The sequence below is a fragment of the Streptomyces odontomachicola genome, assembly GCF_039605595.1.
GTDB lineage: Bacteria > Actinomycetota > Actinomycetes > Streptomycetales > Streptomycetaceae > Streptomyces.
The window spans coordinates 447,966-471,336 of record NZ_JBCFOK010000003.1 but is presented as its reverse complement, the minus strand read 5'-3'; the positions used below and the strand labels follow the sequence as shown (position 1 = coordinate 471,336).

The 23,371-nt window shown below is 72.9% G+C and carries 26 protein-coding genes and 1 pseudogene; 17 read left to right on the top strand and 10 right to left on the bottom strand.

The annotated features are described in order from the left end of the window. Nucleotide 1 precedes the first annotated feature (1 nt). The 4 genes from ABEE00_RS07325 to ABEE00_RS07310 all read left to right on the top strand — a co-directional run bounded on the left by ABEE00_RS07325 (nt 2) and on the right by ABEE00_RS07310 (nt 2,792). Nucleotides 2-550: a type II toxin-antitoxin system RatA family toxin gene (locus tag ABEE00_RS07325; RefSeq protein WP_345744438.1), complete on the top strand. Its 549-nt coding sequence runs from the start codon at nt 2-4 to the stop codon at nt 548-550. 1 nt (nt 551) lies between these two features. Then, nucleotides 552-1,070: a flavin reductase family protein gene (locus ABEE00_RS07320; RefSeq protein WP_345744437.1), complete on the top strand. Its 519-nt coding sequence runs from the start codon at nt 552-554 to the stop codon at nt 1,068-1,070. Between the two features lie 94 nt (nt 1,071-1,164). Next, nucleotides 1,165-2,106, top strand: a complete 942-nt coding sequence (locus tag ABEE00_RS07315; RefSeq protein WP_345744436.1) for an SDR family NAD(P)-dependent oxidoreductase — start codon at nt 1,165-1,167, stop codon at nt 2,104-2,106. After that, entirely contained in the window at nt 2,103-2,792 is a 690-nt protein-coding gene (locus ABEE00_RS07310) for a sterol desaturase family protein (RefSeq protein ID WP_345744435.1), read from the top strand. The genes ABEE00_RS07315 and ABEE00_RS07310 overlap by 4 nt, the downstream gene beginning before the upstream one ends. A 118-nt stretch (nt 2,793-2,910) precedes the next feature. On the opposite strand, the gene ABEE00_RS07305 is transcribed toward ABEE00_RS07310, so the two are convergent. Beyond that, nucleotides 2,911-3,678, bottom strand: a complete 768-nt coding sequence (locus ABEE00_RS07305; RefSeq protein WP_345744434.1) for an SDR family NAD(P)-dependent oxidoreductase — start codon at nt 3,676-3,678, stop codon at nt 2,911-2,913. A gap of 104 nt (nt 3,679-3,782) precedes the next feature. On the opposite strand from ABEE00_RS07305, the gene ABEE00_RS07300 reads away from it, so the two are divergent. Continuing rightward, on the top strand, nt 3,783-4,424 hold the full coding sequence (locus ABEE00_RS07300; protein WP_345744433.1) for a TetR/AcrR family transcriptional regulator: 642 nt from the start codon (nt 3,783-3,785) through the stop codon (nt 4,422-4,424). Nucleotides 4,425-4,548: 124 nt separating this feature from the next. Then, nucleotides 4,549-5,124 carry a cysteine hydrolase family protein gene (locus tag ABEE00_RS07295; RefSeq protein WP_345744432.1) on the top strand — a complete coding sequence of 192 codons (576 nt, stop codon included), beginning with the start codon at nt 4,549-4,551 and terminating at the stop codon, nt 5,122-5,124. A gap of 91 nt (nt 5,125-5,215) precedes the next feature. Here the strand turns inward: ABEE00_RS07295 and ABEE00_RS07290 are convergent, their stop codons facing one another. Further along, a complete protein-coding gene (locus ABEE00_RS07290; RefSeq protein ID WP_345744431.1) occupies nt 5,216-7,909 on the bottom strand; it encodes a GH92 family glycosyl hydrolase in 2,694 nt (897 codons plus the stop codon). Nucleotides 7,910-8,087: 178 nt separating this feature from the next. Between ABEE00_RS07290 and ABEE00_RS07285 the strand changes: the two genes are divergently transcribed. Continuing rightward, nucleotides 8,088-8,954, top strand: coding sequence for an LLM class flavin-dependent oxidoreductase (locus ABEE00_RS07285; RefSeq protein ID WP_345744430.1), 867 nt, complete (start codon nt 8,088-8,090; stop codon nt 8,952-8,954). 10 nt (nt 8,955-8,964) lie between these two features. On the opposite strand, the gene ABEE00_RS07280 is transcribed toward ABEE00_RS07285, so the two are convergent. Next, nucleotides 8,965-10,053 carry a sulfite oxidase gene (locus ABEE00_RS07280; protein WP_345744429.1) on the bottom strand — a complete coding sequence of 363 codons (1,089 nt, stop codon included), beginning with the start codon at nt 10,051-10,053 and terminating at the stop codon, nt 8,965-8,967. A 217-nt stretch (nt 10,054-10,270) separates the two neighbouring features. Here ABEE00_RS07280 and ABEE00_RS07275 point away from each other — a divergent pair, with 217 nt between their 5' ends. Next, complete coding sequence (locus tag ABEE00_RS07275) at nt 10,271-10,558, top strand: hypothetical protein (protein ID WP_345744428.1); 288 nt, start codon at nt 10,271-10,273, stop codon at nt 10,556-10,558. A gap of 51 nt (nt 10,559-10,609) precedes the next feature. Here ABEE00_RS07275 and ABEE00_RS07270 read toward each other — a convergent pair whose 3' ends face one another. Further along, nucleotides 10,610-10,768: a hypothetical protein gene (locus ABEE00_RS07270; RefSeq protein WP_345744427.1), complete on the bottom strand. Its 159-nt coding sequence runs from the start codon at nt 10,766-10,768 to the stop codon at nt 10,610-10,612. 118 nt (nt 10,769-10,886) lie between these two features. Here ABEE00_RS07270 and ABEE00_RS07265 point away from each other — a divergent pair, with 118 nt between their 5' ends. From ABEE00_RS07265 to uppS, 4 genes are all read left to right on the top strand, one after another. Beyond that, nucleotides 10,887-11,564 (top strand): hypothetical protein, encoded by a 678-nt coding sequence (locus tag ABEE00_RS07265; protein WP_345744426.1) that lies wholly within the window; start codon nt 10,887-10,889, stop codon nt 11,562-11,564. Nucleotides 11,565-11,751: 187 nt separating this feature from the next. Then, a complete protein-coding gene (locus tag ABEE00_RS07260) occupies nt 11,752-12,918 on the top strand; it encodes an NAD(P)-binding domain-containing protein (protein WP_345744425.1) in 1,167 nt (388 codons plus the stop codon). Nucleotides 12,919-12,963: 45 nt separating this feature from the next. After that, complete coding sequence (locus ABEE00_RS35790) at nt 12,964-13,176, top strand: helix-turn-helix domain-containing protein (RefSeq protein WP_451918516.1); 213 nt, start codon at nt 12,964-12,966, stop codon at nt 13,174-13,176. Between the two features lie 54 nt (nt 13,177-13,230). Continuing rightward, a complete protein-coding gene (gene uppS, locus ABEE00_RS07255) occupies nt 13,231-14,850 on the top strand; it encodes a polyprenyl diphosphate synthase (RefSeq protein ID WP_345744424.1) in 1,620 nt (539 codons plus the stop codon). Nucleotides 14,851-14,871: 21 nt separating this feature from the next. Here the strand turns inward: uppS and ABEE00_RS07250 are convergent, their stop codons facing one another. Then, on the bottom strand, nt 14,872-15,549 hold the full coding sequence (locus tag ABEE00_RS07250) for a hypothetical protein (RefSeq protein ID WP_345744423.1): 678 nt from the start codon (nt 15,547-15,549) through the stop codon (nt 14,872-14,874). Between the two features lie 319 nt (nt 15,550-15,868). Here ABEE00_RS07250 and ABEE00_RS07245 point away from each other — a divergent pair, with 319 nt between their 5' ends. Together ABEE00_RS07245 and ABEE00_RS07240 are read left to right on the top strand one after the other, a co-directional pair. Then, on the top strand, nt 15,869-16,276 hold the full coding sequence (locus ABEE00_RS07245; RefSeq protein WP_345744422.1) for a hypothetical protein: 408 nt from the start codon (nt 15,869-15,871) through the stop codon (nt 16,274-16,276). 136 nt (nt 16,277-16,412) lie between these two features. Further along, nucleotides 16,413-16,922 (top strand): peptidylprolyl isomerase, encoded by a 510-nt coding sequence (locus tag ABEE00_RS07240; RefSeq protein WP_345744421.1) that lies wholly within the window; start codon nt 16,413-16,415, stop codon nt 16,920-16,922. 128 nt (nt 16,923-17,050) lie between these two features. On the opposite strand, the pseudogene ABEE00_RS07235 reads toward ABEE00_RS07240, so the two are convergent. Next, nucleotides 17,051-17,407, bottom strand: a pseudogene (locus ABEE00_RS07235) (transposase); the annotation flags it as partial. A gap of 424 nt (nt 17,408-17,831) precedes the next feature. Further along, nucleotides 17,832-18,830 (bottom strand): LacI family DNA-binding transcriptional regulator, encoded by a 999-nt coding sequence (locus ABEE00_RS07230; protein ID WP_345744420.1) that lies wholly within the window; start codon nt 18,828-18,830, stop codon nt 17,832-17,834. A gap of 225 nt (nt 18,831-19,055) precedes the next feature. Here ABEE00_RS07230 and ABEE00_RS07225 point away from each other — a divergent pair, with 225 nt between their 5' ends. Beyond that, nucleotides 19,056-20,042, top strand: coding sequence for a nucleoside hydrolase (locus tag ABEE00_RS07225; protein ID WP_345744419.1), 987 nt, complete (start codon nt 19,056-19,058; stop codon nt 20,040-20,042). A 14-nt stretch (nt 20,043-20,056) separates the two neighbouring features. Continuing rightward, on the top strand, nt 20,057-21,088 hold the full coding sequence (add, locus tag ABEE00_RS07220) for an adenosine deaminase (RefSeq protein WP_345744418.1): 1,032 nt from the start codon (nt 20,057-20,059) through the stop codon (nt 21,086-21,088). A gap of 65 nt (nt 21,089-21,153) precedes the next feature. Here add and ABEE00_RS07215 read toward each other — a convergent pair whose 3' ends face one another. Further along, nucleotides 21,154-21,405 (bottom strand): hypothetical protein, encoded by a 252-nt coding sequence (locus ABEE00_RS07215; protein ID WP_345744417.1) that lies wholly within the window; start codon nt 21,403-21,405, stop codon nt 21,154-21,156. Between the two features lie 72 nt (nt 21,406-21,477). Between ABEE00_RS07215 and ABEE00_RS07210 the strand changes: the two genes are divergently transcribed. Next, nucleotides 21,478-22,161, top strand: a complete 684-nt coding sequence (locus ABEE00_RS07210) for an adenosylcobinamide amidohydrolase (RefSeq protein WP_451918510.1) — start codon at nt 21,478-21,480, stop codon at nt 22,159-22,161. A gap of 38 nt (nt 22,162-22,199) precedes the next feature. Here ABEE00_RS07210 and ABEE00_RS07205 read toward each other — a convergent pair whose 3' ends face one another. Then, nucleotides 22,200-22,826 (bottom strand): hypothetical protein, encoded by a 627-nt coding sequence (locus tag ABEE00_RS07205; protein WP_345744416.1) that lies wholly within the window; start codon nt 22,824-22,826, stop codon nt 22,200-22,202. Between the two features lie 47 nt (nt 22,827-22,873). After that, a complete protein-coding gene (locus ABEE00_RS07200) occupies nt 22,874-23,356 on the bottom strand; it encodes an HIT family protein (RefSeq protein ID WP_345744415.1) in 483 nt (160 codons plus the stop codon). Nucleotides 23,357-23,371 lie beyond the last annotated feature (15 nt).

Sequence of the window (23,371 nt, the reverse complement as noted above, 5' to 3'; positions counted from 1 at the left end):
CATGCCCCGTGTGACGCTGGACGCCACCGTTCCCGGCCTGGACGCCGCGGCGGTCTTCACCCGGCTCGCCGACTTCACCGCGTACCCGCGCTACACCGACACCGTGCGGGAGGTGATCATCACAGGCGCCGGCCCCACGCACGGGAACGGCACCGGCAAGGGGAGCACCGTCGCCTCGCACTGGTCGGTGAACTTCCGCAACGGCGTGCTGTGCTGGTCCGAGTACGACCGCATCGACCCGGTGGCGCTGACCATCGACTTCGCCCAGTTGGAGGGCGACTTCGAGCGCTTCGAGGGCGGCTGGCGGGTGACGGCCGAGGGCGCGCACACCCAGGTGTGCTTCACCGCGCTGTTCGACCTGGGCATCCCCACCCTCGCCGCGATCCTCGACCCGGTCGCCCGCCAGGCGCTGGTGGAGAGCATCTCCTCGATCCTGCGCGGGCTGTTCGGCCCGCACACGGCGGTACGGGAGCGGGAGGCCGCAGCACCGTGCGAGCCCGGCGGCTCCCTCGGGGCCGGCGCCGGCTACGTCACCGCGCCGGGCGGCTGAGGTGTTCCGGCCCGCCCTCGCGCCCGGGGTGCTGAGCGAGGGGCACGTCACCGCGCAGCAGTTCCGCGACGCCTTCGCCCAACTGCCCACCGGCGTCACCATCCTGACCTGCTACACGCCCGACGGGCGGCCCGCCGGGATGACGGCGAGCGCGGTGTGCTCCCTCTCCCAGGACCCGCCGATGGCCCTGGCGGCCGTCGGCAACGCCGGCCGCACCCTGTCCTTCATCCGCGCGCACGGGGCGTTCGGCATCAACGTGCTGCGCGCCCAACAGGCCCCGCTGGCGGCCCTGTTCGCGCGCGCCGCCGCCGACCCGGCCGACCGCTTCGCCGGGCTGCGGCACGACCGGATCGCCTCGGTCCCCGTACTGCACCGGCCGCTCGCGTGGCTGGCCTGCGAACTCACCGGGGCCCACCCCGGCGGGGACCACACCATCCTCACCGGCCTGGTGCGCGCCGCCGAGCACGGCACCGGGCGGCCGCTCATCCGCCACGACCGCGGCTTCACGGCCACGGCATGACCCGTACGAAGCGCACGCACGCGAAGCCCATGCATACGAAGCTCACGCACACCCCGTACAACCCGACGCCCCTCCACCCCACTTGGAGCATTCCATGTCCGTGAAGCTCAACGGCACGACCGTCGCCGTCACCGGCGGCAGCCGCGGGATCGGCCTCGCCGTGGCGGCGGCCTTCCGCGCACAGGGCGCCCGCGTCGCCATCGGGGCGCGCGGCGTGGCCGAGGCGCGCGCCGCCGCCGGCCGCATCGGCGCCTCGGCCCATCCGCTCGACGTCACCGAGCCGGACAGCGTGCGGCGCTTCGCCGAGGCCGTGGAGGCGGAGTTCGGGGAGATCGACGTCTGGGTGAACAACGCCGGGGAGATGCTGGTCGGCCGCTTCGAGGAGGAGACCGACCGGGCCACCAGGCACCAGCTCGACGTCAACCTGCTCGGGACCGTGAACGGCATGAAGGCCGTGCTCCCCGCCATGCGGGCGCGCGGGGACGGCCACATCATCAACATCGTCTCCGCCGTCGGCATGGTCGGACTGCCCGGCTGCGCCACGTACTCCGCAGCGAAGCACGCCGTCACCGGGCTGTGCGAGGGGCTGCGCGGCGAACTCCGGGGCTCCGGCGTGCACCTGTCCCTGATCATGCCCATCCCGGCGGCGACCGGGCTCACCTCGGGTGTGGGCAAGGGCCGCTTCGTACCGCTGCTCGCCCCGGAGGCCATCGCGGCCCGGGTCGTCGCCACCGCCCGGCACCCGCGCCGGTATCTGGTGTACGTGCCGGGCTGGACGAACGCGCTCACCCGCTCCCTCTCTCTGCTCCCGCAGAGCTGGCGTGACGCGATGGGCCGCTTCCTCAAGGCCGACCAACTGCTGCGCACCACCGACGGGGCGGCGCGGCGCGGGTACGAGCAGCACGCGCTCTATCCCGCGCACATGCCGGCGCCGGGGGCGCGGGGGCAGGCCGCGGACACCGCACACGCCGACCCCGCCACGCACACCGCGAACGCCGACGGCACCGACCGCTCCGACCGTGGAGCCCTCGCATGAGCGCCCGTACACCGGAGGCGGCGGCCGGCGACCGGGACAGCAGCGGCCGGGACCCCAGCGGCAAGGGCCTCGGCGACAAGGACAGCAAGGGCGCCGTGCGGCGCGGCCGGGCACCCGCGCAGTTCTCCAGCCCCGTGCTCGACCACCTCGTGCACGTCCATCCGTGCGTGAGCGCGGCCCTGTTCGTGCCGGTCATCGCGGTGTGCGCGGTGCTCGCGCGCGGCCAGGCCGGAGCGTGGGAGCTGGCCGGATGGGCGGCGGCCGGATACGCGGCCTGGACGCTCTCGGAGTACTGGGGCCACCGGCTGGTCCTCCACTACGAGCCCGAACGCGGCCCGGGCGCGCGGCTCCACTGGCTGCTGCACGGGGTGCACCACGCGTACCCGAAGGACGCGCGCCGCTCCATCCTCAGCCCTCTGCTGAGCGTGCCGATGGTCGGCGGAGCCATCGCGCTGGCCTGCTGGGCGGGTCCGCTGCCGCCGACCTTCGGCGCGGGATACGCGCTGGGATATCTGAGCTACGACCTGTTCCACCTGTATCTGCACCAGGCCACGCCCCGCACCCGCCTGATGCGGCGGCTGCGCAGGCTCCACATGCGCCATCACTTCCGCGACGACACGCGCGGCTTCGGCATCTCGGCCCCGTACTGGGACACGGTCTTCGGCACGGCCCCGCCGCGCGGCTGAGCGGTGCCTGCGGACGGTGCCTCCGTGCGGGGTGCTTCCGGTGCTGCCGTACGGGGGCCTCCGCACGGCTCCCGTACGGCTCCCGGCTCACAGCTCCCGGCTCCCATACGGTCCCTCCTCAGACCGCCGACCAGCCGTTGTCGACCGGCAGCACCACGCCGTTGATGTTGGAGGCCGCGTCCGAGGCGAGGAAGACGATGGCGGCGGCCTGCTCGTCGGCCTCCGAGGCGCGGCCGATGTTGTGCATGTACGAGCCGACGACGCCGGGTCCGTGTGCGCCCTGTTCGGCGTCGACCCGGATGTTGGTGATCGTGCCGCCGGGCGCGATGGCGTTGGCGCGCACGCCGCGGTCCCTGTACATGATCGCGACCGACTTGGTCAGCCCGACCACGCCGTGCTTGGCGACGGTGTACGCGGTGCCGGCCGCGCTGCCCCGCAGGCTCGCCTCGGACGCGGTGTTGACCACCGCGCCGCGTCCGGCCTCCAGCATGTGCGGCAGCGCGGCGCGGGTGAGCAGGAAGGGCGCGGTCAGGTTGATGCGCAGCAGCCGTTCCCACTCGGCGTCCTCGACATCGGCCGCGGCCGACATGCTGTCCATGATCCCGGCGTTGTTGACCAGCACGTCGATGCCGCCGTGCGCGTCCACGGCCGTCCGTACGACCTCGTCGACCACGCCCTGCTCGCTGAGATCGCCGGCAACGGTGCGCGCGGTGCCGCCCGCCGCGGCGATCTCCTCGGCCGCCTCCTTCGCCGCCTGCCCGTTCAGGTCGGCGATCAGGACCTTCCCGCCCGCGGCGGCGAACCGCAGCGCCGCCGCGCGCCCGATCCCCGAGCCGCCTCCGGTGACGATGACGCTGCGCCCCTCGAACTCCCTGCTGCCCGCCATGCGGCCGCTCCCTTCGCTCCACCCACGATGACCCTCTTTAATTGGCACGCTGTGCCATAAAATAGCGGAGCGGCACGCGGGAGCGACGAAGGGGTGGAGCGGCGATGGCGGCGACGGTGGACAAGCGCGCGGACTCGGGCGCACGCGCGCGCAAGGGGCGCCCGCCGCAGTCCGAGGCGCAACGGAACGCCGTACGGCTGACGATCGCGCGCGAGGCGGTGCGGCTCTTCGCGGAGCGCGGCGTGTCCGGCACCTCCAGCGCGGAGATCGCCCGCGCTGCCGGGGTCTCCGTGCGCACCCTGTGGCGGCACTTCCCGTCCAAGGAGGAGTGCGTGCGCCCGCTGCTCCTCGGAGGCCTGGACGCGACGGCCCGGCTCCTGGAGGAGTGGCCCCGCGACCGCCCGCTGCGCGAGGCCCTGGAGCGCGAACCGCTCACCTCGCCGGCCGCAGAGGAGGACGCGGGGCTGCTCCGGCATCTGGTGCGGCTCACCCTGGAGGAGCCTGCGCTGCGCGCGGTGTGGCTCCGGGTGCACCACGAGGCCGAGGCCGTGTTCGCGCGGGTCCTCGCGCGCCGCGCCGGGAGCAGGCGGGACGCGCTGGAGCCCCGCGTGCAGGCGGTGATGCTGAACGGCGCGCTGCGCGTGGCCGCCGAGGAGTGGGCACGCCGCGACTCCCCCTCCGATCCCGGCGCCTCCGGGGCGCTCCGCCGCGCGCTGCGCATCGCCGCGGACGGGCTGCCCATCTGACCGGCGCCTCCGGAGGTTGGGCCAGGACCGCGCCGCGCGCATGATGGGCGTACGCGGCCCAGCCCGGGCCGCACGGCGGCAGCCGACCGAGTCCAGCCGCCCTCCCTCGGGCCTTGGAGGTGCCGTGGTCGCGGACCCCGCCGCCACCGCGCTGTTCGTGGTGGACGTGCAGAACGGCTTCGTCAACCGGCACAGCGCGCGGGTGCTCTCCCCCGTCGGCCGCCTCGTCGACGGGTGGCTGGATTCGGGCGCGCCCGTGGTCTTCACCCGGTACGAGAACAGGCCGGGCAGCCCCTTCGAGCGGCTGCTCGGGGCGCGGCGTTTCCGCGCGGCGCCGGAGACCGATCTGCACGAGGAGCTGCGGGAACGGGTGCAGCGCGCCGCAGCGGTGCTGACCAAGCACACCTACACCTGCTTCACCGACGACGCCCTCGCGCTGATCCGCGAGCGCGGCTGGCGGGAGCTGGTCTTCTGCGGCATCGCGACCGAGTCCTGCGTGCTGACCTGCGCCACCGCGGCCTTCGACCACGGCCTCGTACCGTGGCTGGTCCCCGACGCCTGCGCCTCCCACGCGGGGCCCGAGCTGCACGCGGCGGGCCTCAAGGTGGCGGCCCGCCTCATCGGCGCGGGCCAACTGCTCACGGTGGAGGGGGCGTTGGAACGAGTGCGGGGCGGTCGGGGAGAGAGCGCGACGGCCTGACGCCGTCCGGCTCCACACCCGTTGCGCCCCGCACCGCACATCCGAGATCAGGCCGGGTCAGCGCACTGTCTGCGCCGCGCCGCGAAGGCCCTCACTTCTCCGCCTTCACCTCGACCTCGACCGAGCGCCGCACCGGTTCACCCGCCGAGCCCCGTACCGTCAGCGGCACCTCGTACCGTCCCTCGGGCGTTCCCTTCTCCGCCTTCACCGTCAGCTTCGTCACGCCGGATCCGGTGTGCCGGTCGAGGGGGATCCGGGTGCGGGCCGGCGTGACCGTGAGGCCGCGCGGCGGTGTTGCACCGACCGACAGCGAGCGGTCATGGGACGCCAAGCGCTGCACGGACACGGTCACTTGGCGGCCGTCACCTCCGGGGCTCACGCGCACGCCGCCGTTGGGGGTCGCGTTGGCGAGGAAGGGCTGCTCGCCGTCGCGGTAGGAGGGCGGGGCCGCGTGCTTGCCCGTGGCCCACGAGGTGTCGGGCTTGCCGGAGAGGGTGAAGTCCAGCGTCCCTCCCGTACGGGCGAGGCGTTGGGGCAGCCCGGTGCGCTCCCAGGAGCCGCCGTTCAGGCGCAGCTCGTGCACGTACGGCGTGTCCTTGCCCGCTCCCGGCGCGCGGATGTCCAGGTCGCGGCCGCCCGGCAGGTCCAGCACGGCGCGCTCGAACAGCGGGCTGTGCACGGCGAGGTCGGGGGTGCCGGGGGTGGCCGGATAGACGCCGAGCGCGGCCCACACGTACCAGGAGGACATGGCGCCGAGGTCGTCGTTGCCGGGCTGCCCGTCGGGCGTGGGCCCGAACAGGGTGTTGGCGATCTTCCGCACCGCGCCCTGCGCCTTCCACGGCCGGCCCGTGTGGTTGTAGATCCACGGGACGCCGAAGTTGATCTCGTTCCCCGCCCACATGGTGGGCTTGTTGGGGCCCGAGTTGAGGTTGCCGGCGAAGAAGGCGTCGAGGCGCTTCTCCGCCGCGTCCCGGCCGCCCATCGCGGTGATCAGCCCGGCCGTGTTCTGCGGCACGAGCCAGGTGTACTGGGCCGCGTTGCCCTCGTCGAAGCCGTCCTGCCCGAACTCGCCCTCCTTGGGCGGCACGAACGCGGGGCCGTCGGGGAAGCGGCCGTCCTCGCCGCGCGGCTGGAGGTAGCCGGTCGCCGGGTTGAGGATGTTCTGCCAGTGCTGGCCGCGGCGCGCGAACTCCCGCGCCGTGTCCCGGTCCCCGGCCGCGCGCGCCAGCCGCCCGATGGCGAAGTCGTCGATGGCGTACTCCAGCGTGACCGAGGCGCCCACGTTGCGGTGATCGCCCCGGTTGGCGGGGGTGTTGCGTGCGTAGCCGCGCTTCACGTACTCGCGGATGTCGGGGCGCTCCTTGTACGCGCCCGGCCGCTCGTCCACCGTGGTCGCGCCCTTGACCATGTGCTTCAGCGCACTGCGTACGTCGAAGTCGCGGGCGCCGAAGGCGTGCAGGCTCGCGATCAGCGGCACCGAACTGTCGCCCGTCATCTGCCCCGTGTAGCCGTTCGCCATCGGCCAGCGCGGCATCCAGCCGCCCTGCTCGGCGTCGTTGACCAGCGACTGCGCCATATCGCTCGCCTGCTGGGGGAAGAGCATCGCGTGCAGCGGCGCCAGGCTCCGGTACGTGTCCCAGTCGGAGAAGTTGGCGTACTGCGTCCGGCCCTTGGGCAGCGTGCGGATCTTGTCGTCGAAGCCGATGTAGCGCCCGTCCACGTCGTTGAAGGCGTTGGGGTGCATCAGCGCGTGATAGAGCGAGGTGTAGAAGGTCTCCAGCTCGCCCTCGTCGCGCCCGGCCACGCGGATCCTGCGCAGCGCCGCGTTCCACTGCGCACGGGTCTGCTTGCGCAGCGCCGCCAGGTCCCAACCGGGCACCTCGGCCCGCATGTTGGCCTGCGCGCCGCGCTGGTCCACGTACGACATGGAGACCTTGGCGCGCACGGTGCGGGACTTTCCGGAGTCCGCCTTGCCGAAGTCGAGGTACGTGCCCGCCTTCGGCGCGTCCACCTCGCCGCTGCCCGGGGTGACCTTCTTGCCGTCCCAGGTGCCGTGCGCGGCGAAGGGCCGGTCGAAGGTGACCGTGTAGTGCAGGTCGTAGGAATTCCCCTTGCCGCAGAAGTTGCCGCCGGTCAGCGAGCCGGTGACGGTGCGGTCGCCGCTCACCCTCATCGCGGCGCGCTTGTTGCCCGCGAAGCTCGCACCGCCCTTGACCAGCACCTTCGCCGCGCTGCCCGAGGGGAAGGCGAAGGAGGCCAGACCCGTACGGGGTCCCGCGGCGAGCTCCGCGCGCACCCCGGAGTCCTTCAGCGTGACGCCGTAGCCGCCCGCCTCGGCGTGTTCCTCCTTGTGCGAGAACCGCTCCGTGCGCTTCCACGGCGTGTCGCCCACCTCGCCGGTGACCGGCAGGATCGGCACGTCGCCGAACGCGGCGCACCCGGCCGAGGCGTGGTTGAGGCTGAAACCCCTGATGCGGTCGCTGTGGTACTGGTACCCGGCGTACGAGCCCTCGGTGTCCGGCGAGAACTGCATCATCCCGAACGGCGCCGCGGGCCCGGGAAAGTTGTTGATCTCCCCCACGGTCTCGCCGCCCTTGCCGGTGCCGTTGAGCGGATCGACATGGGAGGCGGGATCGTCCACGAGGCGAGCGGCCTCGGCCGCCTTCTCCGCATCCGACAACGTTGTCTGAGTGGACTGTTCCGGTGGTGCGGGCGCCTGAGCGCCGAGGAGCAGCGCGGAGAACAGCACCGCGGCCACGGCCGTACGGGGTCTGTGAAGGGGCACGTCAACTCCTGGGCCACGAGGGGCAGATGACCGCATCACTTTCGGCGCGGCACCATGCGCGGGTCAAGACCGCGTAAGGCCCCGGTCACCTGGCCTCCCGACATTCCGCCGTGAGCCGTCCTCCGTACGCGCGGACCGCACGCTTGCGCCCCCGCTCGCCCCGCCGCACGATGCCCTGATGCGCTTCTCCGTGAACATTCCGAATTTCGGGGACTTCTCCGACGCGCGTACGGTCGCCGACGTGGCGCGGGCCGCTGAAGGTGCGGGGTGGGACGGGCTCTTCGTCTGGGACCACCTGCTGCACGGCAAGTACCGGGAGCGCGGCTTCGGCGATCCGTGGATGCTGCTGACCGCCGCGGCGCTTGCCACCTCCCGCATCCGGCTCGGCACCCTGGTCACCCCGGTGCCGCGGCGCCGCCCGCAGCAGCTCGCCCGGCAGGTCGCCACGCTCGACCGGCTCAGCGCCGGGCGGGTGATCCTGGGCGCCGGTCTCGGCGGGCCGATCGAGGACGAGTACGGGCGCTTCGGCGAGCCCACGGAGCCGCGGGTGCTGGCCCAACGCCTCGACGAGGGGCTGGACTTGCTGGAGCGCTACGGGTCGGGCAGGGCGGTCACCCACCACGGCCCGCACTTCACCGTGGAGGACGCGCAGCTGCTGCCCACTCCGGTGCAGCGCCCCGGCGTACCGGTGTGGATCGCGGGCCGCTGGCCCCGGCGTACCCCGATGCGGCGCGCCGCGCGCTGGGACGGCGCGGTCCCGCTCTTCGAGTCCGCCACGCACGGCCACGCGCCGCCGGTCGAGGAGGCGCGCGAGCTGATCGCCTTCGTACGGGGGCAGCGCGCCGAGCAGCCGCAGCGCCGCGGCTCCTTCGAGTTCGTCTTCGGCGGCGCCAGCGACCCGGACCCGGCGAAGGCGCGCGACCTGGTGGGCCCGCTGGCGGACGCGGGCATGACCTGGTGGGACGAGCGCCGCCCGCTGGGCGAGGACGTGGACCGGCTGGCCCCGACCCTGCGCCGCGTCGAGGCGGGGCCGCCGCGCCTGTGAGGGGTCGGGGTCACCGGACGCAGCGCACGCGCACCCGGGGCCAGGAGGTGTTCACGTACCCCTTCGGATTCCACACGCATTCCGCCGTCTCGGGCTGCACGGCGCCTGTGGCGTCCCAGGCGCGCGCCACGAGCTCCGTCTCGCCCTCGTACAGCAGGACGTCGGCGTGCCACCGCCGCCAGCTCCACGGTTCGGCCGGCCCCTCGAAGGCGGCGGGCGCCCAGGTCGCGCCGCCGTCGGCGGAGACCTCGACGCGTACGACGTCGCGGCAGTCCTCGGCCAGCGCGTACCCGGTGACGCGGGTGGTCCCGGGCGGCAGCGGCGCCGAGCCGTCCGGCTGGAGCAGGGCGCAGTTGAGGGCGAGCGGGCCGAGCGTGATGCCCTCGCCGGGCGCGGCGCACTCGGGGTCGGCGCCCGGCGGGAGCAGGCGGTAGGCGGTGGTCTGGAAGTAGTTGTCCGAGGGCGTGACCTGCGCCGTCACGCGGCGCAGCCACTTCACGCTGCGCGCGCCGATCCACCCCGGCACGACCGCGCGGAGCGGCGCGCCGTGCACGGCGGGCAGCGGCTGCCCGTTCATGCCCCAGGCGAGCAGCACCTCGCCGCCCAGCGCCTTGCCCACGGGCACCGAACCGCCGTACGGCTGGGGCGGGTTGGCGCCCGGCGCGCGGTCGGGAGCGGCGAAGGCGATGTGCGCGGTCCCGGGGCGCAGGCCGGCGGCGGCCAGCACGTCGGCCAGCCGTACGCCGGTCCAGCGCGCGGTGGAGACGGCGCCTGGCCCCCATGCGGCCTCGCCGGGGATGGCGTGCACGGCGGTGAGCCCGGTGCGCCGGTTGCCCGCGCACTCCAGGGTGGCCAGCACCTCGTGCTCGGGGAAGCGGTCGCGCAGCTCCTCGGGTGTCAGCTCCAACTCCCGCTCCACCAGGCCGTCCACGGTGAGCCGCCAGCCGTCGGACGCCTCGGGTACGGGGCCGTGGTTGCGCACGTAGAAGGCGTCGAGCGGGGTGATCGCGCGCTCGGCGAGGGCGGCCGCGGGCGGCTCGGCGTTGAGCGGTTCCCGCTCGTGGATCCGCATGCCGGGCCGTTTGCCCCATGCACTCATGCGACCCGGTTACCCGGGGGCGTGCCGCCCATGCGACCGGTTCAGGACCCGCTGAGGGGGCCCGCAAGGCGCCGCTCAACGCCCGCACCCGTACGCGGCGTTGGCGGCCCCGTCGTCCCCCGACCTCCGGCGCTCCACCCTTCCGTCCCTGCTCGGAGGCGGTGTCCGGGCGGTATCCGGGTGGCATGGAGGGCCCCCGAGGCGGCACGGTGGAGGCATGGCACAGCGGATCATCGTGTACCCGCCCGACGACGAGGGCGGCAGGCGCGTGCGGGCGGACGGCAGCGTCCTCGGCCGCGCCTTCAACGTCTACGACGTCCTCGAATTCCTCCGCAGGGCGGGACTCGACCCGGAACAGGTGCGGCTCGACGACGCCGGCCTGATCGACTGGCGCGGCGGCGGCTCGTACGTGTGGAAGCCCTCCGACGCGCCGAACCGGGAGCCGGGCGGGGAGTCGGCCGGGGAAGGGAGCGGAAGCAGCGGCGGCGGCTCCGGCGGCCGCTAGTCCGCAGCGTCCAGCCCACCGCCTCTGGCCACGGCCGCTGGCTCACGGCCGCTAGTCCACCGCGTGTTCCATCGCCGACATCACGCTGTCGCCCAGCGAGTCCATCGAGTCCGGAAGGCTGCTGGGGTCGCTGGCGATGGCGGCGCTGCCGATGCCGACGAGGGCGGTGACGGCGAGCAGACAGGCGGCCAGCACGGCTCGGATACGCATGGACGTCTCCCCTCGGTGAGGCCAGTACCCGCCACGGTGTGCCGCCCCCTCCTTGATCGCCTCCCGCGTTGGGCCGTTCCGGTGCCGCGCCCCGCGGGCGGTCGAGGGGCCGATGGTGATGACAACCCGCGCGGCCGCGTCCCATGATGGGCGGGTCATGGCGCCGTCGGAGCTCCTGTCCGGTCCGCGCCGCGCCGGCGGGATGCGGCCGGGCGCGGCGCCGGTACGGGGTGTGCGCGCCGCACTGTGCGCGCTGCCCGCCGCCGGGGCCGCCGAGGCGCTCCAACAGGGCCGCGCCGGCGGCCCGTTGTGGTGGCTGTGCCTGTTCGCCGGGCTCGGCCTGTTCGCCGTCGCGCCGCCGAGGGCGCGGGTGCACGCGCCGCCGCCGGTGGCCCGGCTGCTGCCGGGGCTGTGCGCGCCCGTCACGGCGGAGTACGGCTTCCTGCTCGCCGTCGGCTCGCTCGCGCCGCACGCTGCCCCCGCCTCCCGGCGCGGGGTGACCGCTCCGGCCTACGCGGCCCGCGCGGTCCTCCCGCTGCTCGCCGCCCCGCCACCGCGCCGCGCAGGGATGCTCGCACGGCTCCTCGGCGCGCTGCGGCGGCTGCTGTACGCGCTCCAGCGCGCGGTGTCGCGCTGCCTGACCCCGGCGCCCGGCTCCGCCGCTGCGCCGCTGCCGCCCGCGCCCCGGCACTCCCGGGCGCGGTACGGCGCCGTGCCCTCCCCCGCCGCTCTGCTCCTCGCGCACCAGGTGGTACGCCGCGGCCCGCCCGCTCACGCGGCGCCGCGCGCGACCTGACCCCGGCCCGTATCCGCGCCGCGGGGCGGCCCGTCAGCGCGTCGCCGCGCATCGCCCCACCGCACACGCGGCAGTGCGCCGCATCCACATACCCGCACGTCATGCCGCCGCGCCCCCTCGCGGCGCGGCGGAGGGGAGGGACCTCGTGTCAGCGGTACCAACGGAATCAGCGGAAGAGGAAGCAGTCGTGATCGGGGCGGGCCCGTACGGCCTGTCGACCGCCGCCCATCTGCGGGCGCGTGCCCTGCGCGTACGGGTCTTCGGCGCGCCCATGGAGGACTGGGCCGCCTCGATGCCCCGCGGGTCGCTGCTCGCGGAGCCGCCCCCGGCCTGCTCGCTCTCGGCCACCCGTCCGGGCTTCACGCTCGCCGCGTACTGCCGGGAGGCCGGAGAGGGCGCGCTCGACGAGCGCGCGCCGGTGCCGCTGGACCTGTTCGTACGGTACGGGCGCTGGTTCGCGCGGGAGCTGGTCCGCAAGGTCGAGGACGTACGGGTGCTGTCGGTTGACCGGCACAGGGACGGCTTCCGGCTCAAGCTGACCTCGGGCGAGGAGGCACGGGCGGCGGCGGTCGTGGTCGCGACCGAGACGTCCTGCTACCCGCATCTGCCGGAGGAGCTGGGCCGGGCCGTCCCTGACGGCCCCTCGGCGCACGGGCCCGTCGCGCACAGCTCGCAGCTCACCGACCCCGAGCGCTTCGCGGGGCGCGAGGTGCTGGTGGTGGGGGCGGGCCAGTCGGCGCAGGAGAGCGCGGCGCTGCTGCACGAGGCCGGGGCGCAGGTACGGGTGGTCACGCGCGGCCCCGGGCTGCGGCAGGGGCGGCCGCCGCGGCAGGGCGCGCGCGGCGCTCCCCCGGCGGAGGGCTCCTGGGCGCTGCGCGCGGCGGTGCGGCGGCCCGCGGCGTTCCGCCTGCTGCCCGCCGCCACCAGGCTGCGGCTGCTCGGGAACGCGCCGAGGCCGCACGGCGCGTGGTGGCTGCGCGAGCGCGTGGCGGACATCCCCGTGCTGACCGGGCACGCCGTGACCGGGGCCGCCCGCGAGGACGAGGGCGTCACTCTGACCACGGCCACTCCCGACGGCGCGTCGCACCGCCTCACGGCGGACCACGTGCTCGCCGCCACGGGGTACCGCATGCGCCTGGAGTCCCTCGACTTCCTCTCCCCCGAGCTGCACGCGGCCCTCGACCGCGTGGGCGGATTCCCATTGCTGGGCCGGGACTTGGACTCCTCGGTGCCGGGCCTGTACTTCACCGGCTACCCCGCGGCGGCCACGTACGGCCCGGCCCTCCGCCTCCTGCACGGCACGGACTTCGCCGCTCCCCGTCTGGCGGAGGCGATACGGGCACGGCAGGCGTGAGACGGCCCGGCCGTACACGGCTGGAGGGAAGGCTGGCGTTGGCCGCTGGCGAGGATCTCGGTGCTCATCGCCCGGCGCTTCCGCGTGCGCTTCAGCAAGCCGCAACTGTCGCGGCTCCTCCGGCAGATGGGCTTCACGGTCCAGGCCCCGGTGCATCGGGCCGCCGAACGGGGTCGTTCACAGACACTCAATGACTGCTGTCGGTGGCTTGCCAGGAACGCTCTGCGGGTGGGGTGGAGGTGCGTGGTTCGCGACTGAAGTGTCTGCGGGTCGTTAGTGCTGGTGATGACTGCGGCGAGAGACAGGGATGGAATGGCTGGGAGCGATCGTGGTGGCGAGCCGGCCGAGCTGCGCGCTGCGTACGAGGTGTGTGAGGCCGAGGCCCGGCAGTTCGCCGTGGAGTTGTGGGCGGCGGCCGAGACGCTGCCCGTGGAGACGAGGCCGTCCTTGTACGCGATTGCCAGTTGGTCTGCCTACACGGACCGGATCATCGATGAGGGCCCGCTCGAGGGCCGTGAGGAGCGGCTCGCACAGTGGTCGGCCGACACTCTGGCCGATCTGCGCGCCGGGCACAGCTCGCATCCGCTGCGCTGGGCCCTGGTGGACACGGTGCGCAGATGGGGTCTGGACGAGGCGCTGATCGAGGAGCACCTCGACTCGGCGCGCGCCGACTGTGCGGCTGCTCCGGTGTTCGAGACCTTCGGGGATCAGCGACGCTATCTGCGGGGGTGTTCGGGGGCCTTGGCGGAGCTGTGGGTGCCCCTGTTGGAGCCGCGTGGGCCGGAGGCGTTCCGGCTGATGTCGGTGCTGGGCGAGGCATGCCAGATGGCGGACCTGTTCGAGGATCTGCCGGATGATCTCGCGGCCGGCCGCTGCTACCTCCCCCGGCAGGACCTGCGCGGACTGGGGTTGGACGTCGATGGCCTTCGACGCGGTGAGCGGGAGGAGGCATTGGACGCGTTCGTGGACACGCAGCTTGCGCACTGGCGCGAGCTGCTCGAGGAGGCCGTCCTGGCCCCTTCGACGGTGGAGGTTGGCCACCAGACCTTCGTGCACACGTTGCTGCTCGGCGCGCAGATGCACTATGACGAGGTGACGCTGCTGCGATCCCGGGTGCTGACGGAAGGGCTGGAGTCGTTGGTGACGGGGGACGGCCAGATGTCCCGCCGTGCAGCCCGGCCGGGCCCGGGGCCGGCACCCGGCCACATCGCGGTGATCGCGGACGGCAATCGGCGCTGGGCGGAGGCGCGCGGTCTGCCGGCGGACCAGGGGCACCGCGCGGGTATCCGCGCGGTGTTGAGACTGGTCAATGCGGCGCAGCGGACGGGCATCCGGCATGTGACCGTGTACATGTTCTCCACGGAGAACTGGCATCGCTCGCAGGGCGAAGTGGCGGACCTGTTCGATGCTTTCGCCGACTGGTTCGCCCGGGGGGCGCAGACAGTGCACGAGCTGGGTGTGAAGGTGCGCTGGAGCGGGCGCCGGGACCGGCTCGAGGAGTCGCTCGCGTCCTCGTTCGAGCTGCTGGAGAGCATGACGGCGAACAATGACAAGCTCACCCTTACCATCTGCCTCGACTACGGCGGCCGGGAGGAACTGGCCGCCGCCGCCCGCGCGCTGGCCGCCGAGGCGGTGGCGGGAACGATCCGCCCCGAGCAGGTCGGGATGGCCGAGGTGGCCCGGCATCTGTACGTACCGGAGATGCCCGACGTCGACCTGCTGGTCCGCACCTGCGAACAGCGGATCAGCAACTTCCTGCTCTGGCACCTCGCCTACGCGGAGCTCGTGTTCGACCCCGCGCCCTGGCCCGATTTCGACCTGGCCCGGCTGCGGGATGCCGTGGACAGCTACGCGGGCCGCGAGCGCCGTTTCGGCGGGGACGCCGAGCTGCCTGCTCAGCCCGGCAACCTGGAGCCGGCCCGGAACGGATGAACGGTCCGGGCCGGCTCTCCCTCAGCCCTTGGGCGGGGTGTACAGGCCCTCCCCGGTGACGTGTGCCAGCACCGTGTCCAGGGTGAAGGAGGGTTTGCCGAAGGTGTGCGCGAACCTGTCCAGCAGTTCCTGCGTGGGCCGCAGCGGCACCTCGGCGACCTTGACCCTCATCGGCTTGCCCGGCGCCACTCTCTGTGTCGTCAGCCGGCCTTCGGCCAGGCCCGGGCGGAACACCGGGGCGTGCCGGACCTCAGCACCGTTGCCGACGTACTTCCCCGACACCTCCCCGTTATGGAGAACGCCCTCCAGGTCCTCCACGTGGAAGTTGGCCCTGGGGGTACGGAAGACGACTCCGCCGTCCAGCCGTCCGGCACCACTGGCCCGCTGCAGGTCGGCCAGGGACGGATCGCCCTCGCTGGGCCGCAGCGGGAACCGGATCGCCGTGCCGGGGGCGTCCTTGACCAGCCGGGCCGGGGCCACCGGCTCCACCACCACCTCTTCGCGATCCAGCACCGCCCGGCCCCGCGGGGTCCAGCGGACCTCGACCCAGCCGTCCGAGACCGTGCCCAGCCTCCCGGCTCCGGCCGCATCCGGCACCCCGGCCGCAGATGCCGCGGCGTCGGGCGCCGCGCTGGTGAACGAGGCCAGCAGGGGCAGGGACAGGCCCGCTCCCACCACCGATCGTCGCTTCGCGCTCATTGAACCGTCCTCTCTCGGGCCGCAGGGTCACGGCCCAGAAAGATCAACGGACGACTCGAGGGTCCGGGAGGCGGGCACGGCCGGGAATCACTCGAAAGCAGGGGACGGCTAGGGCGTGTTTTGAAAGTGGATCTCGGACCGTGAATGATCACGGTTTCACCGTGTGCCACACCCGCTCACCTCTCCTCAATCGCTATTGGTCACTGCGCAGATGCAGTGCGTGTGCGCACTGCATCTGCCCCTCTAGGGAGTGAGGCAGGGTGCGCGCCCGCGCGCCTGCGCGAGAACAGGAAGCTCCATAGGAGGAGAGGAGTGACGCATGTACCGCGTGGTACGCCGAAGTGCCGTAGCAACAGCCCTGGCCCTGGCATTGGGCGCGGCAGGCTTGATCACCGCCGCCAGCCCGGCGTCGGCCGGCGCAAAAACCTGCCCGCTGGCCCTGACACAGGCCAAAGAAGCGAACGATGACGCACTCCTCTTCGACCGGCAGAGCATGTTCGACAAGGCCGAGCGGGAGAACGAACATGCGCTGTTGTCGCTGGCCGATGCATCGGCGTTCTGCGAGGGCGTGCTCACCGGCGACGCGTACAAAGCGATCGGAGAGGCACAAAACAGCGAGGAGCTCGCCTGGAAGGCCAACGGTGACTCCAACCTCCTCCAAGTCATGGCGACAGAGGACGCCGCCCGGGGCAGCATTCAGACCGCTCTGAACGCTGTCACGGCCTAGGGCGTGTTTGGGAATCGTCTGCCCGCCAGGCAGCGGCAGGGGCTGAGGCCTACTTGGGCGACCATCTACAGCAGGAGCCGCTTGTCTATACCCTCTGAAGTCATTCGACCACACTACGTGTGGCAAGATCGTAGTCATGAGTGACACCAGCCAGCCCACGGTCTACTTCGACATCTCGATCGACGGCAAGCAGGCAGGCCGTCTCGTATTCAGTCTGTACAGCGACATCGTGCCCCGCACCGCCGAGAACTTCCGGGTACTGGCGAACAACCCGCCGGGCGAAGGCTTCCCCGGCTCCTGCTTCCATCGCATCATCCGCAATTTCATGGCCCAAGGCGGTGACTTCACCAAGGGCGACGGCACAGGCGGCCGGAGCATCTACCCCGACGGACGGTTCAAGGACGAGAACTTCACCGTCAAGCACACCAAGCGCGGCCTACTGTCCATGGCGAACGCGGGCCCGGACACGAACACCTCCCAGTTCTTCATCACCTTCACCGAGACCAGATGGCTGGACGACAAGCACGTCGCCTTCGGCGAGCTGGTCGAGGGCTGGCAGGTCCTCGAAGCGATCGAGAAGATCAAGACTGACAGCCGCGACAAGCCGGTGAAGGCCATCCGCATCGACGCCAGCGGCGAACTCTGACAAGACTCCGCCAAAACCGCCCCCGGCCATGGCCTGCGCCGGCCGCCCAACCTCGGACACCGGCAACAGCGGCTCAAGCACAGCCCATTGCTCATCGCACAGATCCCCACGCACCACAGCGAAGATCATCGCGTCAGTCGATTGATTCCGCATTCGACCGCATGGCGCTCACGGTAGTCGGCCAGGTCGAAACGGGGCGGTCAGCCGCCGAGAGAGCCGCACTTGGGGCGGTTGCACGCCTGGTCTGCCTTGTCCGGGATGGTGCAGTGGATCCCACGGCGGCGCTGGTAGGCACGGTTGTTCCGGGAGGCGTACGCCTTGTCAGCGCGCACCCGGTCAGGGCGCACGCGTGGCCGGGCCGGCCCAATGCGGGGCACTCGGACCTTCTCCAGTACAGGTTCGAACTGCGGCGAGTCGCCGCGCTGCCCTGCCGTCACCACTACCGACAGGAGCTTCTGGCCCTGCTCGACGGCCAGGTGGAGCTGGCCCCAAGATCCACTTTCGAAACACGCCCTAGCAGGCGCCCTCTCAGTGCTGAGCCTGTCCGTTCACACCATCGCCGTCGTGAGAGGAGCTCTGCGATCAGCAGGCCCCAGCTACCCGACGGGTTCCAAGCCACGGGCAGACCCTGCCAAAACCCGACAGCTCGTCACCGCGCTGCGCAGCGGAGACTCGGCGCAGCCTCAGGCCATCGAGACGAGGCGATTCCACCTCCTCGAATGGCAATGAAGCTTACTCCCTGGCTCTAGTCGTCCACTGCTTCCCTGGGACATGGGTACGACCAGGCTCCTGCCTAGAAGAGCAGCGTCGTCGGCGTAGGTTCGATGTTCTCTCCTCAGCGCGGAGCGGTCGCCGCCCAGATACCCCCGCATGGGGCCGGGTTTCTGCCGGGGAAGCAGTGCCTTGCTCCTATTCGGGTGGGCAGCCGCAGCTTTGGCGCAGGACCAGTGAGGCGTGTGTCGGGGCCCGCTGGGGAGAAGTGCCGTCGAGGAGGAGGGCGACGGCTTGTTGGGCCATGGCGTGCAGGGGTTGTTCGGTGGCGGTGAGGGCGGGGGCGGTGTAGGCGCTGTCGGGGGTGCCGTCGAGGCTGATGACGGCCAGCCGGTCGGGGACGGGGAGTCCGTGGGCCCGGGCGCCGGCGAGGACCCCGATGGCCTGCTCGTCGGTGGCGGTGATCAGCGCGGGGGGCATGGCGTCCTCGCTGATCAGGCGCTGGGTCAGGGTGGCCGCCGCGGCGCGGGCGTACTCGCTGCGCAGTAGGGGTGCGTCGGCGTCTGCGAGGGTCGTTTCCCAGGTGGCGCGACGGCGGCCGACCGGGCCGGCGTCGTGGGGTCCGGCGAGGAAGGCGATGCGGGTATGTCCGTGGCTGCGCAGGTGGGCGACAGCTTGCTGGACGGCGGCTTCGTTGTCGGCGGTCACGGCCGGGAACTGCCCGTCCTCGGGCTGGTTGTGGACGTATACGGACGGAACGCCGGCCCGCTGGGCCTGGCCGGCGACGTCGGCGCCGCCGTCGGCGGAGACGATGAGGAGGCCGTCGACCTGGGCGGCGAGGAATTTCTCGGCGAGGTGCTTTTGCCGGTCGGGTGAGTAGCCGGCGTTGCCCATCAGGGTGAGCTTTCCGTGCTGGTCCAGCTCCTGCTCGATGTGCCGGGCCAGCGCGCCGAAGTACGGGGTGGAGGCGTCGGCCAGGATCAGGCCGACCACGCCGGTGGTGCGCGAGCGCAGGGCCCGGGCGATGCGGTTGGGCCGGTAGTCCAGCTCGGCCGCGGCGGCCAGGACCCGCTCGCGGGTCTCGGTCGCGACCGGGCGGGGCCCGTCGTTCATCACATAGCTGACCACCGCTGTCGAGGTCCCGGCCGCGCGGGCCACGTCCGTCAGCGTCGGCGCCTTGCCTGCTCGCTTCGTCATAGCCCTTGCATCCTCCCATCTAAACGATTAGACAGGAAGGGTGAACGGCCCGTCCCCAGGCCGCGGAGTGGCCACCACCGCCACCGCGGCGGGCGGCTTGGCCGTCGCCGCGCTCGGCGCCCGGGGCGCCCTGCCCCGCCCGCGTGACCTTGCCCGCATGCGGGCCCGCTGACCGTGCACGGGCCCGCGCCCATCCCACATCACCAGCACGTAAGGAGTACGGCCTTGCCTGCCCTTCCCTTGATCATTGACACCGATACCGGATCCGACGACGCGGTCGCGCTGCTGCTCGCCGCCGTCGGCGGGCTGGGCGACATCCGGGCGGTGACCACGGTGGCGGGCAACGTGCCGGTGGAGACCGGCACGCGCAACGCGCTGATCTCCCTCCAGATCGCGGGTCGCACCGACATCCCGGTCCACCCCGGTTGCGCCCGGCCGATGACGCGGACCCTGTCCAGCGCGCAGCACGTGCACGGCGAGGACGGCATGGGCGACATCGGCCTGCCCGACCCGGCCGCCGTCTGCGAGAGCACGCACGCGGTCGATGCCCTGCTGGCCCACCCCCACCAGCGCCCGGGAGAGCTGACGCTGGTCACGCTTGCCCCGCTCACCAACATCGCCGCCGCCCTGCTCCGGGACCCGGAGCTGTTCACCCGCTACCGGCATGTGTACTGCATGGCCGGCGCCGCCGACCTGCGCGGCAACATCTCGCCCAGCGCCGAGTTCAACGTCTGGGCCGACCCCGAGGCGGCCCGGATCGTCACGCAGGCCGCCACGCCCGAAAAGGTCACGTGGATCGGCTGGGACGTCTCCCGCAAGGACGCCGTCATGAACGAAGCCGACCAACAGCGCCTGGAGCAACTCGGCACCCCGATGGCGACGTTCGCGCACCGCATCAACCGCACGGTGGCCGACTGGACCCGCGACGTCACCGGACTGGCAGGTTACGACCTGCCCGACCCCGTCGCCATGGCCGTGGCGCTCGACCCCGGCCTGGTCACCGAGGCGGAGCAGGCCCATGTCGACATCTCCGTCTCCGACGACACTCGCGGTCAGATGATCATCGACCGGCGCGTGTCCGCACCCGCCCCCAACCTCACCCTGGTCCGCCGCGTGGACGAGACCGGCTTCAAGAGGCTCCTCTTCGACACCGTCACCACGCCCGCTCCCGTCGGCATGCCGCTCGGCGGCGCCACCCCTTCCGCCCTCTGACCTGGATCGACCTCATGAGCACGCACACCACGCAGATCCCCCGGCACGAACTGCACTGCCACCTCGACGGCTCCGTACGCCCGGGCACCGTCGCCGACCTCGCCCGCGAGCAGGGCATCGCTCTCGACCGGCCGGTCGAGGATCTCGTCGTGGCCCCGGCCGACTGCGGCAGCCTGACCACCTTCCTGGCCCACATCGACCTCCCCCTGCAGGTTCTGCAGACGCCCGAGGCCCTCACCCGGACCGCCCGGGAACTGACCGAGGACTGGAAGGCCGACGGCGTCGTCTACGGCGAAGTGCGCTTCGCCCCGCAACTCCACGGCGGCCACGGCATGAGCCCCGACGAAGCCGTGCTGGCGGTGACCGACGGACTGGCCCAGGGCCGGGCCACCACCGGCGTGGGCACCGGGCTGCTGCTGTGCTGCCTACGCCACCAGAGCCCGGACGAAAGCCTCGCCGTCGCCGAGACAGCTCTGCGGCACCGGGACGTCGTCGCCGGCCTCGACCTCGCCGGCGACGAGACCCTGTACACCGCCCGGCCTCACCGGGCCGCCTTCGACCTCGCCCACAGCGCCGGCCTGCCCTGCACCGTCCACGCCGGGGAAGCCGCAGGTCCGGAAAGCATGTGGGAGGCCATCGACGTCCTCGGCGCCCGCCGTATCGGCCACGGTGTGCGCTGCACCTCCGACACCGCACTCCTGAACCGGCTGCGTACCGATGCGATCGCCCTGGAGATGTGCCCCACCAGCAACGTGCAGACCGGCGCCGTCCCCCGCCTCACCGACCACCCCGCCGCCCCGCTGCTCGCCGACGGGCTGCCGGTCACCATCAGCACCGACACCCGCACCACCTCCGCCACCACGCTGCAGCGCGAATTCGACGCACTGCGCCGCGCCACCGGCTGGACCAGCCGGCACGAAGCCCGCGCACAAGCGAACGCCACCCAGGCATCCTTCAACCCCGGATCAAGCGGTAGGGACGGGCACGGCGGCCAGGCGGTTTCGTTTGGATCATCGGATCGTTGGTCTGGTTGTGCCGGTGACTGACGCCCAGTGGGCCCGGGTTGAGCCGCTGTTGCAGCGCAACACCGTCGAGCGGCGCATCAACCGCCTCAAGCAGTGGCGCGGCTGTTGGTGATCCAGCCCTTGTCGGCGGCATCCATGACGCCGTAGTGGAAGTCGTCGCCGAGTTGCGCGTAACCCTCGTCATTGGGGTGCGCGTCGTACTGGAGCCCCTCGCTCACGCTGAGGTCACTGAACGCGTCGATGCTGGCCTGCATGGTGTCCTTGCCCGTCGGGATGACCTTCGCGAGCACGACCACCGCCTTCTGCGAATCCCGAGCGCCTGTCCCGATAGCACGCACCCCCGGATAAGGTGTCGCGGCCGTTCCGCGGACGCGTGCGGCTCGGGCATCACGTGCGGGGAGAGAAGTTCCATGACGTTGGCCGCCGCTCCGGGGGTACGGGTCGAGCTGCTGGAGCCCGGGGCCGACGCACTGCCGGAGGCGGGTGACGCGTGGGTCGCCGCGCTGCTGTGGAGGGCGGGGCCCGGGTGGCGGATGGTCGGGAGCGCCGTGCTGGGCGGCGGGCTCGGCGCGCGGGAGTGGGTGCTCAACGCCCAGGTGCCGCCCGGGTATGCGGGGCTGGACCCTGAGGGGCATCTGCGCCGGCTCGCCGGGGCCGCGGGCGCCGAGGGCCCCGGCATGGGGCTCATGACGGCGGCCAGGGTCGCGGCGTACGGCGAGTGCGAGGACGGCGGCGTGCGCGCGGTGGTCACCAGCGGGCTCGGCGTGACCACCTGGGCCGCTGCACCCGGCGAGGGCGGGGTGGCCGTCCCCGCGCCGGGAACGGTGAACATCCTGGTCTCGGTACCGGTGCCGCTCTCCGACGCCGCGCTGGTCAACGCGGTCGCGACGGCCACGGAGGCGAAAGTGCAGGCACTGTTGGAGGCGGGTTACGACTGTTCCGGCACGCCCACCGACGCGGTCGTCATCGCCGCACACGCCCCCGGCGACGACGCCCCGCACCCCGAACCCTTCGCCGGGCCGCGCTCGTTGTGGGGAGCACGCCTGGCCCGCGCCGTGCACACGGCGGCACACCGCAGCTTCACGGCCTGCTGAGCCGACGTAAGCGAGCAGCACAGAAGCCCCGCTGGGACTCAGAGCGTGCCGGCCAAGGCGAGGCTCAGTGCCAGCGACGCGCCTCCCGCCACCAGCACCACGGCGATCACCTTCGCGGTCCAGAGCAGGGCGCCGAACAGGACCCCCAGGCAGGAGTCGGAGGCGGACTCCTGCGGCCACAGGTACTCCCGCGCGCCGTTCGACACGCGGAGGCGGCCGCCGCGCGGCGGGTGCTGGACGGCCTGCTTCACGCCCCTCAGGACGGAGGCGTCGGCGGCGTTGCGCGGCTCCACGGCGAGGCGGACGCCGTGCGCGTCGGTGAGCAGGAGCATGTTCACCGGGGACGGCTGACCGGGAATCTCCACGTGACCGACCCGGGTGAGCCGGTCCAGGTCCACGGTGCGGCGGCCGAACGGCGTGCGCGCGGTCAGCAGCCGGCCGCGCCGTTCGATCCGCCCCGGGGCGAGAGCCGTCAGATGGACCAGGGCGGCGGCGAAGGGCGCGACGAGACCGAGCAGACACCAGCCGTCGCCGACGGTCCCCGCCCGTACGAGGAGCGGCAGCACCACGGTCATCGTCAGGAACACCAGACAGGTCGCAACCAGGGTGCACAGCCAGGCGGTTCGCCCCTGTCCCGGCGCGCAGAGCGGATCAGTGGTGGGCACGGGCGGACACCGTATCCGAGCCCGTGCGCGTAGGCGCCGGAGGGTACTCAGCCGCGCCGCAACGCCTCGCGTACGCGCTCGCAGACCTCCTCCACGCGGGCCGCGTCCGGCAGCCGTCCCGCGAGGAACATCGCGGTCTGGAGCGCGGGCCCGTACGCCTCGTGCTCCCCCATGTCCTCCCCCGACACCGGCTGCACGACGAAGTGAATGTGCCCCGGCACCGCCCCCGCGTGGGACCACAGGCACGCGTACACCTGCTCCGGCTCCAGCACCGCGTCGAGCGCGCCGCTGACCCGCTGGAGCAGGGGCCCGAGTTCGGCCGCCTCCTCGGGGACCAGGTCCGCCAGGCGCACCACGTGCCGCAGCGGCTTGACGACCATGGTGCCCACGCCGAGCGGGCCGACGCAGTGCTCGACGGTCCAGCGCTCCGTACGGTGCACCGTCCCGCCCGGCAACGGCGCCTCGCCGGTGATGAGTTGGCACGCCTGGCAGCCAGCCGCTCCGCCCGCCTCTCGGTCGTCGTACGTCACGATCCCTCCCCTTTC

Coding starts and splice junctions, on each gene's coding strand:
- ABEE00_RS07325 (WP_345744438.1), top strand. CDS start 2: ATGCCCCGTGTGACGCTGGACGCCACCGTTCCCGGCCTGGACGCCGCG.
- ABEE00_RS07315 (WP_345744436.1), top strand. CDS start 1,165: ATGTCCGTGAAGCTCAACGGCACGACCGTCGCCGTCACCGGCGGCAGC.
- ABEE00_RS07310 (WP_345744435.1), top strand. CDS start 2,103: ATGAGCGCCCGTACACCGGAGGCGGCGGCCGGCGACCGGGACAGCAGC.
- ABEE00_RS07305 (WP_345744434.1), bottom strand. CDS start 3,678: ATGGCGGGCAGCAGGGAGTTCGAGGGGCGCAGCGTCATCGTCACCGGA.
- ABEE00_RS07300 (WP_345744433.1), top strand. CDS start 3,783: ATGGCGGCGACGGTGGACAAGCGCGCGGACTCGGGCGCACGCGCGCGC.
- ABEE00_RS07285 (WP_345744430.1), top strand. CDS start 8,088: ATGCGCTTCTCCGTGAACATTCCGAATTTCGGGGACTTCTCCGACGCG.
- ABEE00_RS07280 (WP_345744429.1), bottom strand. CDS start 10,053: ATGAGTGCATGGGGCAAACGGCCCGGCATGCGGATCCACGAGCGGGAA.
- ABEE00_RS07275 (WP_345744428.1), top strand. CDS start 10,271: ATGGCACAGCGGATCATCGTGTACCCGCCCGACGACGAGGGCGGCAGG.
- ABEE00_RS07270 (WP_345744427.1), bottom strand. CDS start 10,768: ATGCGTATCCGAGCCGTGCTGGCCGCCTGTCTGCTCGCCGTCACCGCC.
- ABEE00_RS07265 (WP_345744426.1), top strand. CDS start 10,887: ATGACAACCCGCGCGGCCGCGTCCCATGATGGGCGGGTCATGGCGCCG.
- uppS (WP_345744424.1), top strand. CDS start 13,231: ATGGCTGGGAGCGATCGTGGTGGCGAGCCGGCCGAGCTGCGCGCTGCG.
- ABEE00_RS07250 (WP_345744423.1), bottom strand. CDS start 15,549: ATGAGCGCGAAGCGACGATCGGTGGTGGGAGCGGGCCTGTCCCTGCCC.
- ABEE00_RS07245 (WP_345744422.1), top strand. CDS start 15,869: ATGTACCGCGTGGTACGCCGAAGTGCCGTAGCAACAGCCCTGGCCCTG.
- ABEE00_RS07240 (WP_345744421.1), top strand. CDS start 16,413: ATGAGTGACACCAGCCAGCCCACGGTCTACTTCGACATCTCGATCGAC.
- ABEE00_RS07230 (WP_345744420.1), bottom strand. CDS start 18,830: ATGACGAAGCGAGCAGGCAAGGCGCCGACGCTGACGGACGTGGCCCGC.
- add (WP_345744418.1), top strand. CDS start 20,057: ATGAGCACGCACACCACGCAGATCCCCCGGCACGAACTGCACTGCCAC.
- ABEE00_RS07210 (WP_451918510.1), top strand. CDS start 21,478: ATGACGTTGGCCGCCGCTCCGGGGGTACGGGTCGAGCTGCTGGAGCCC.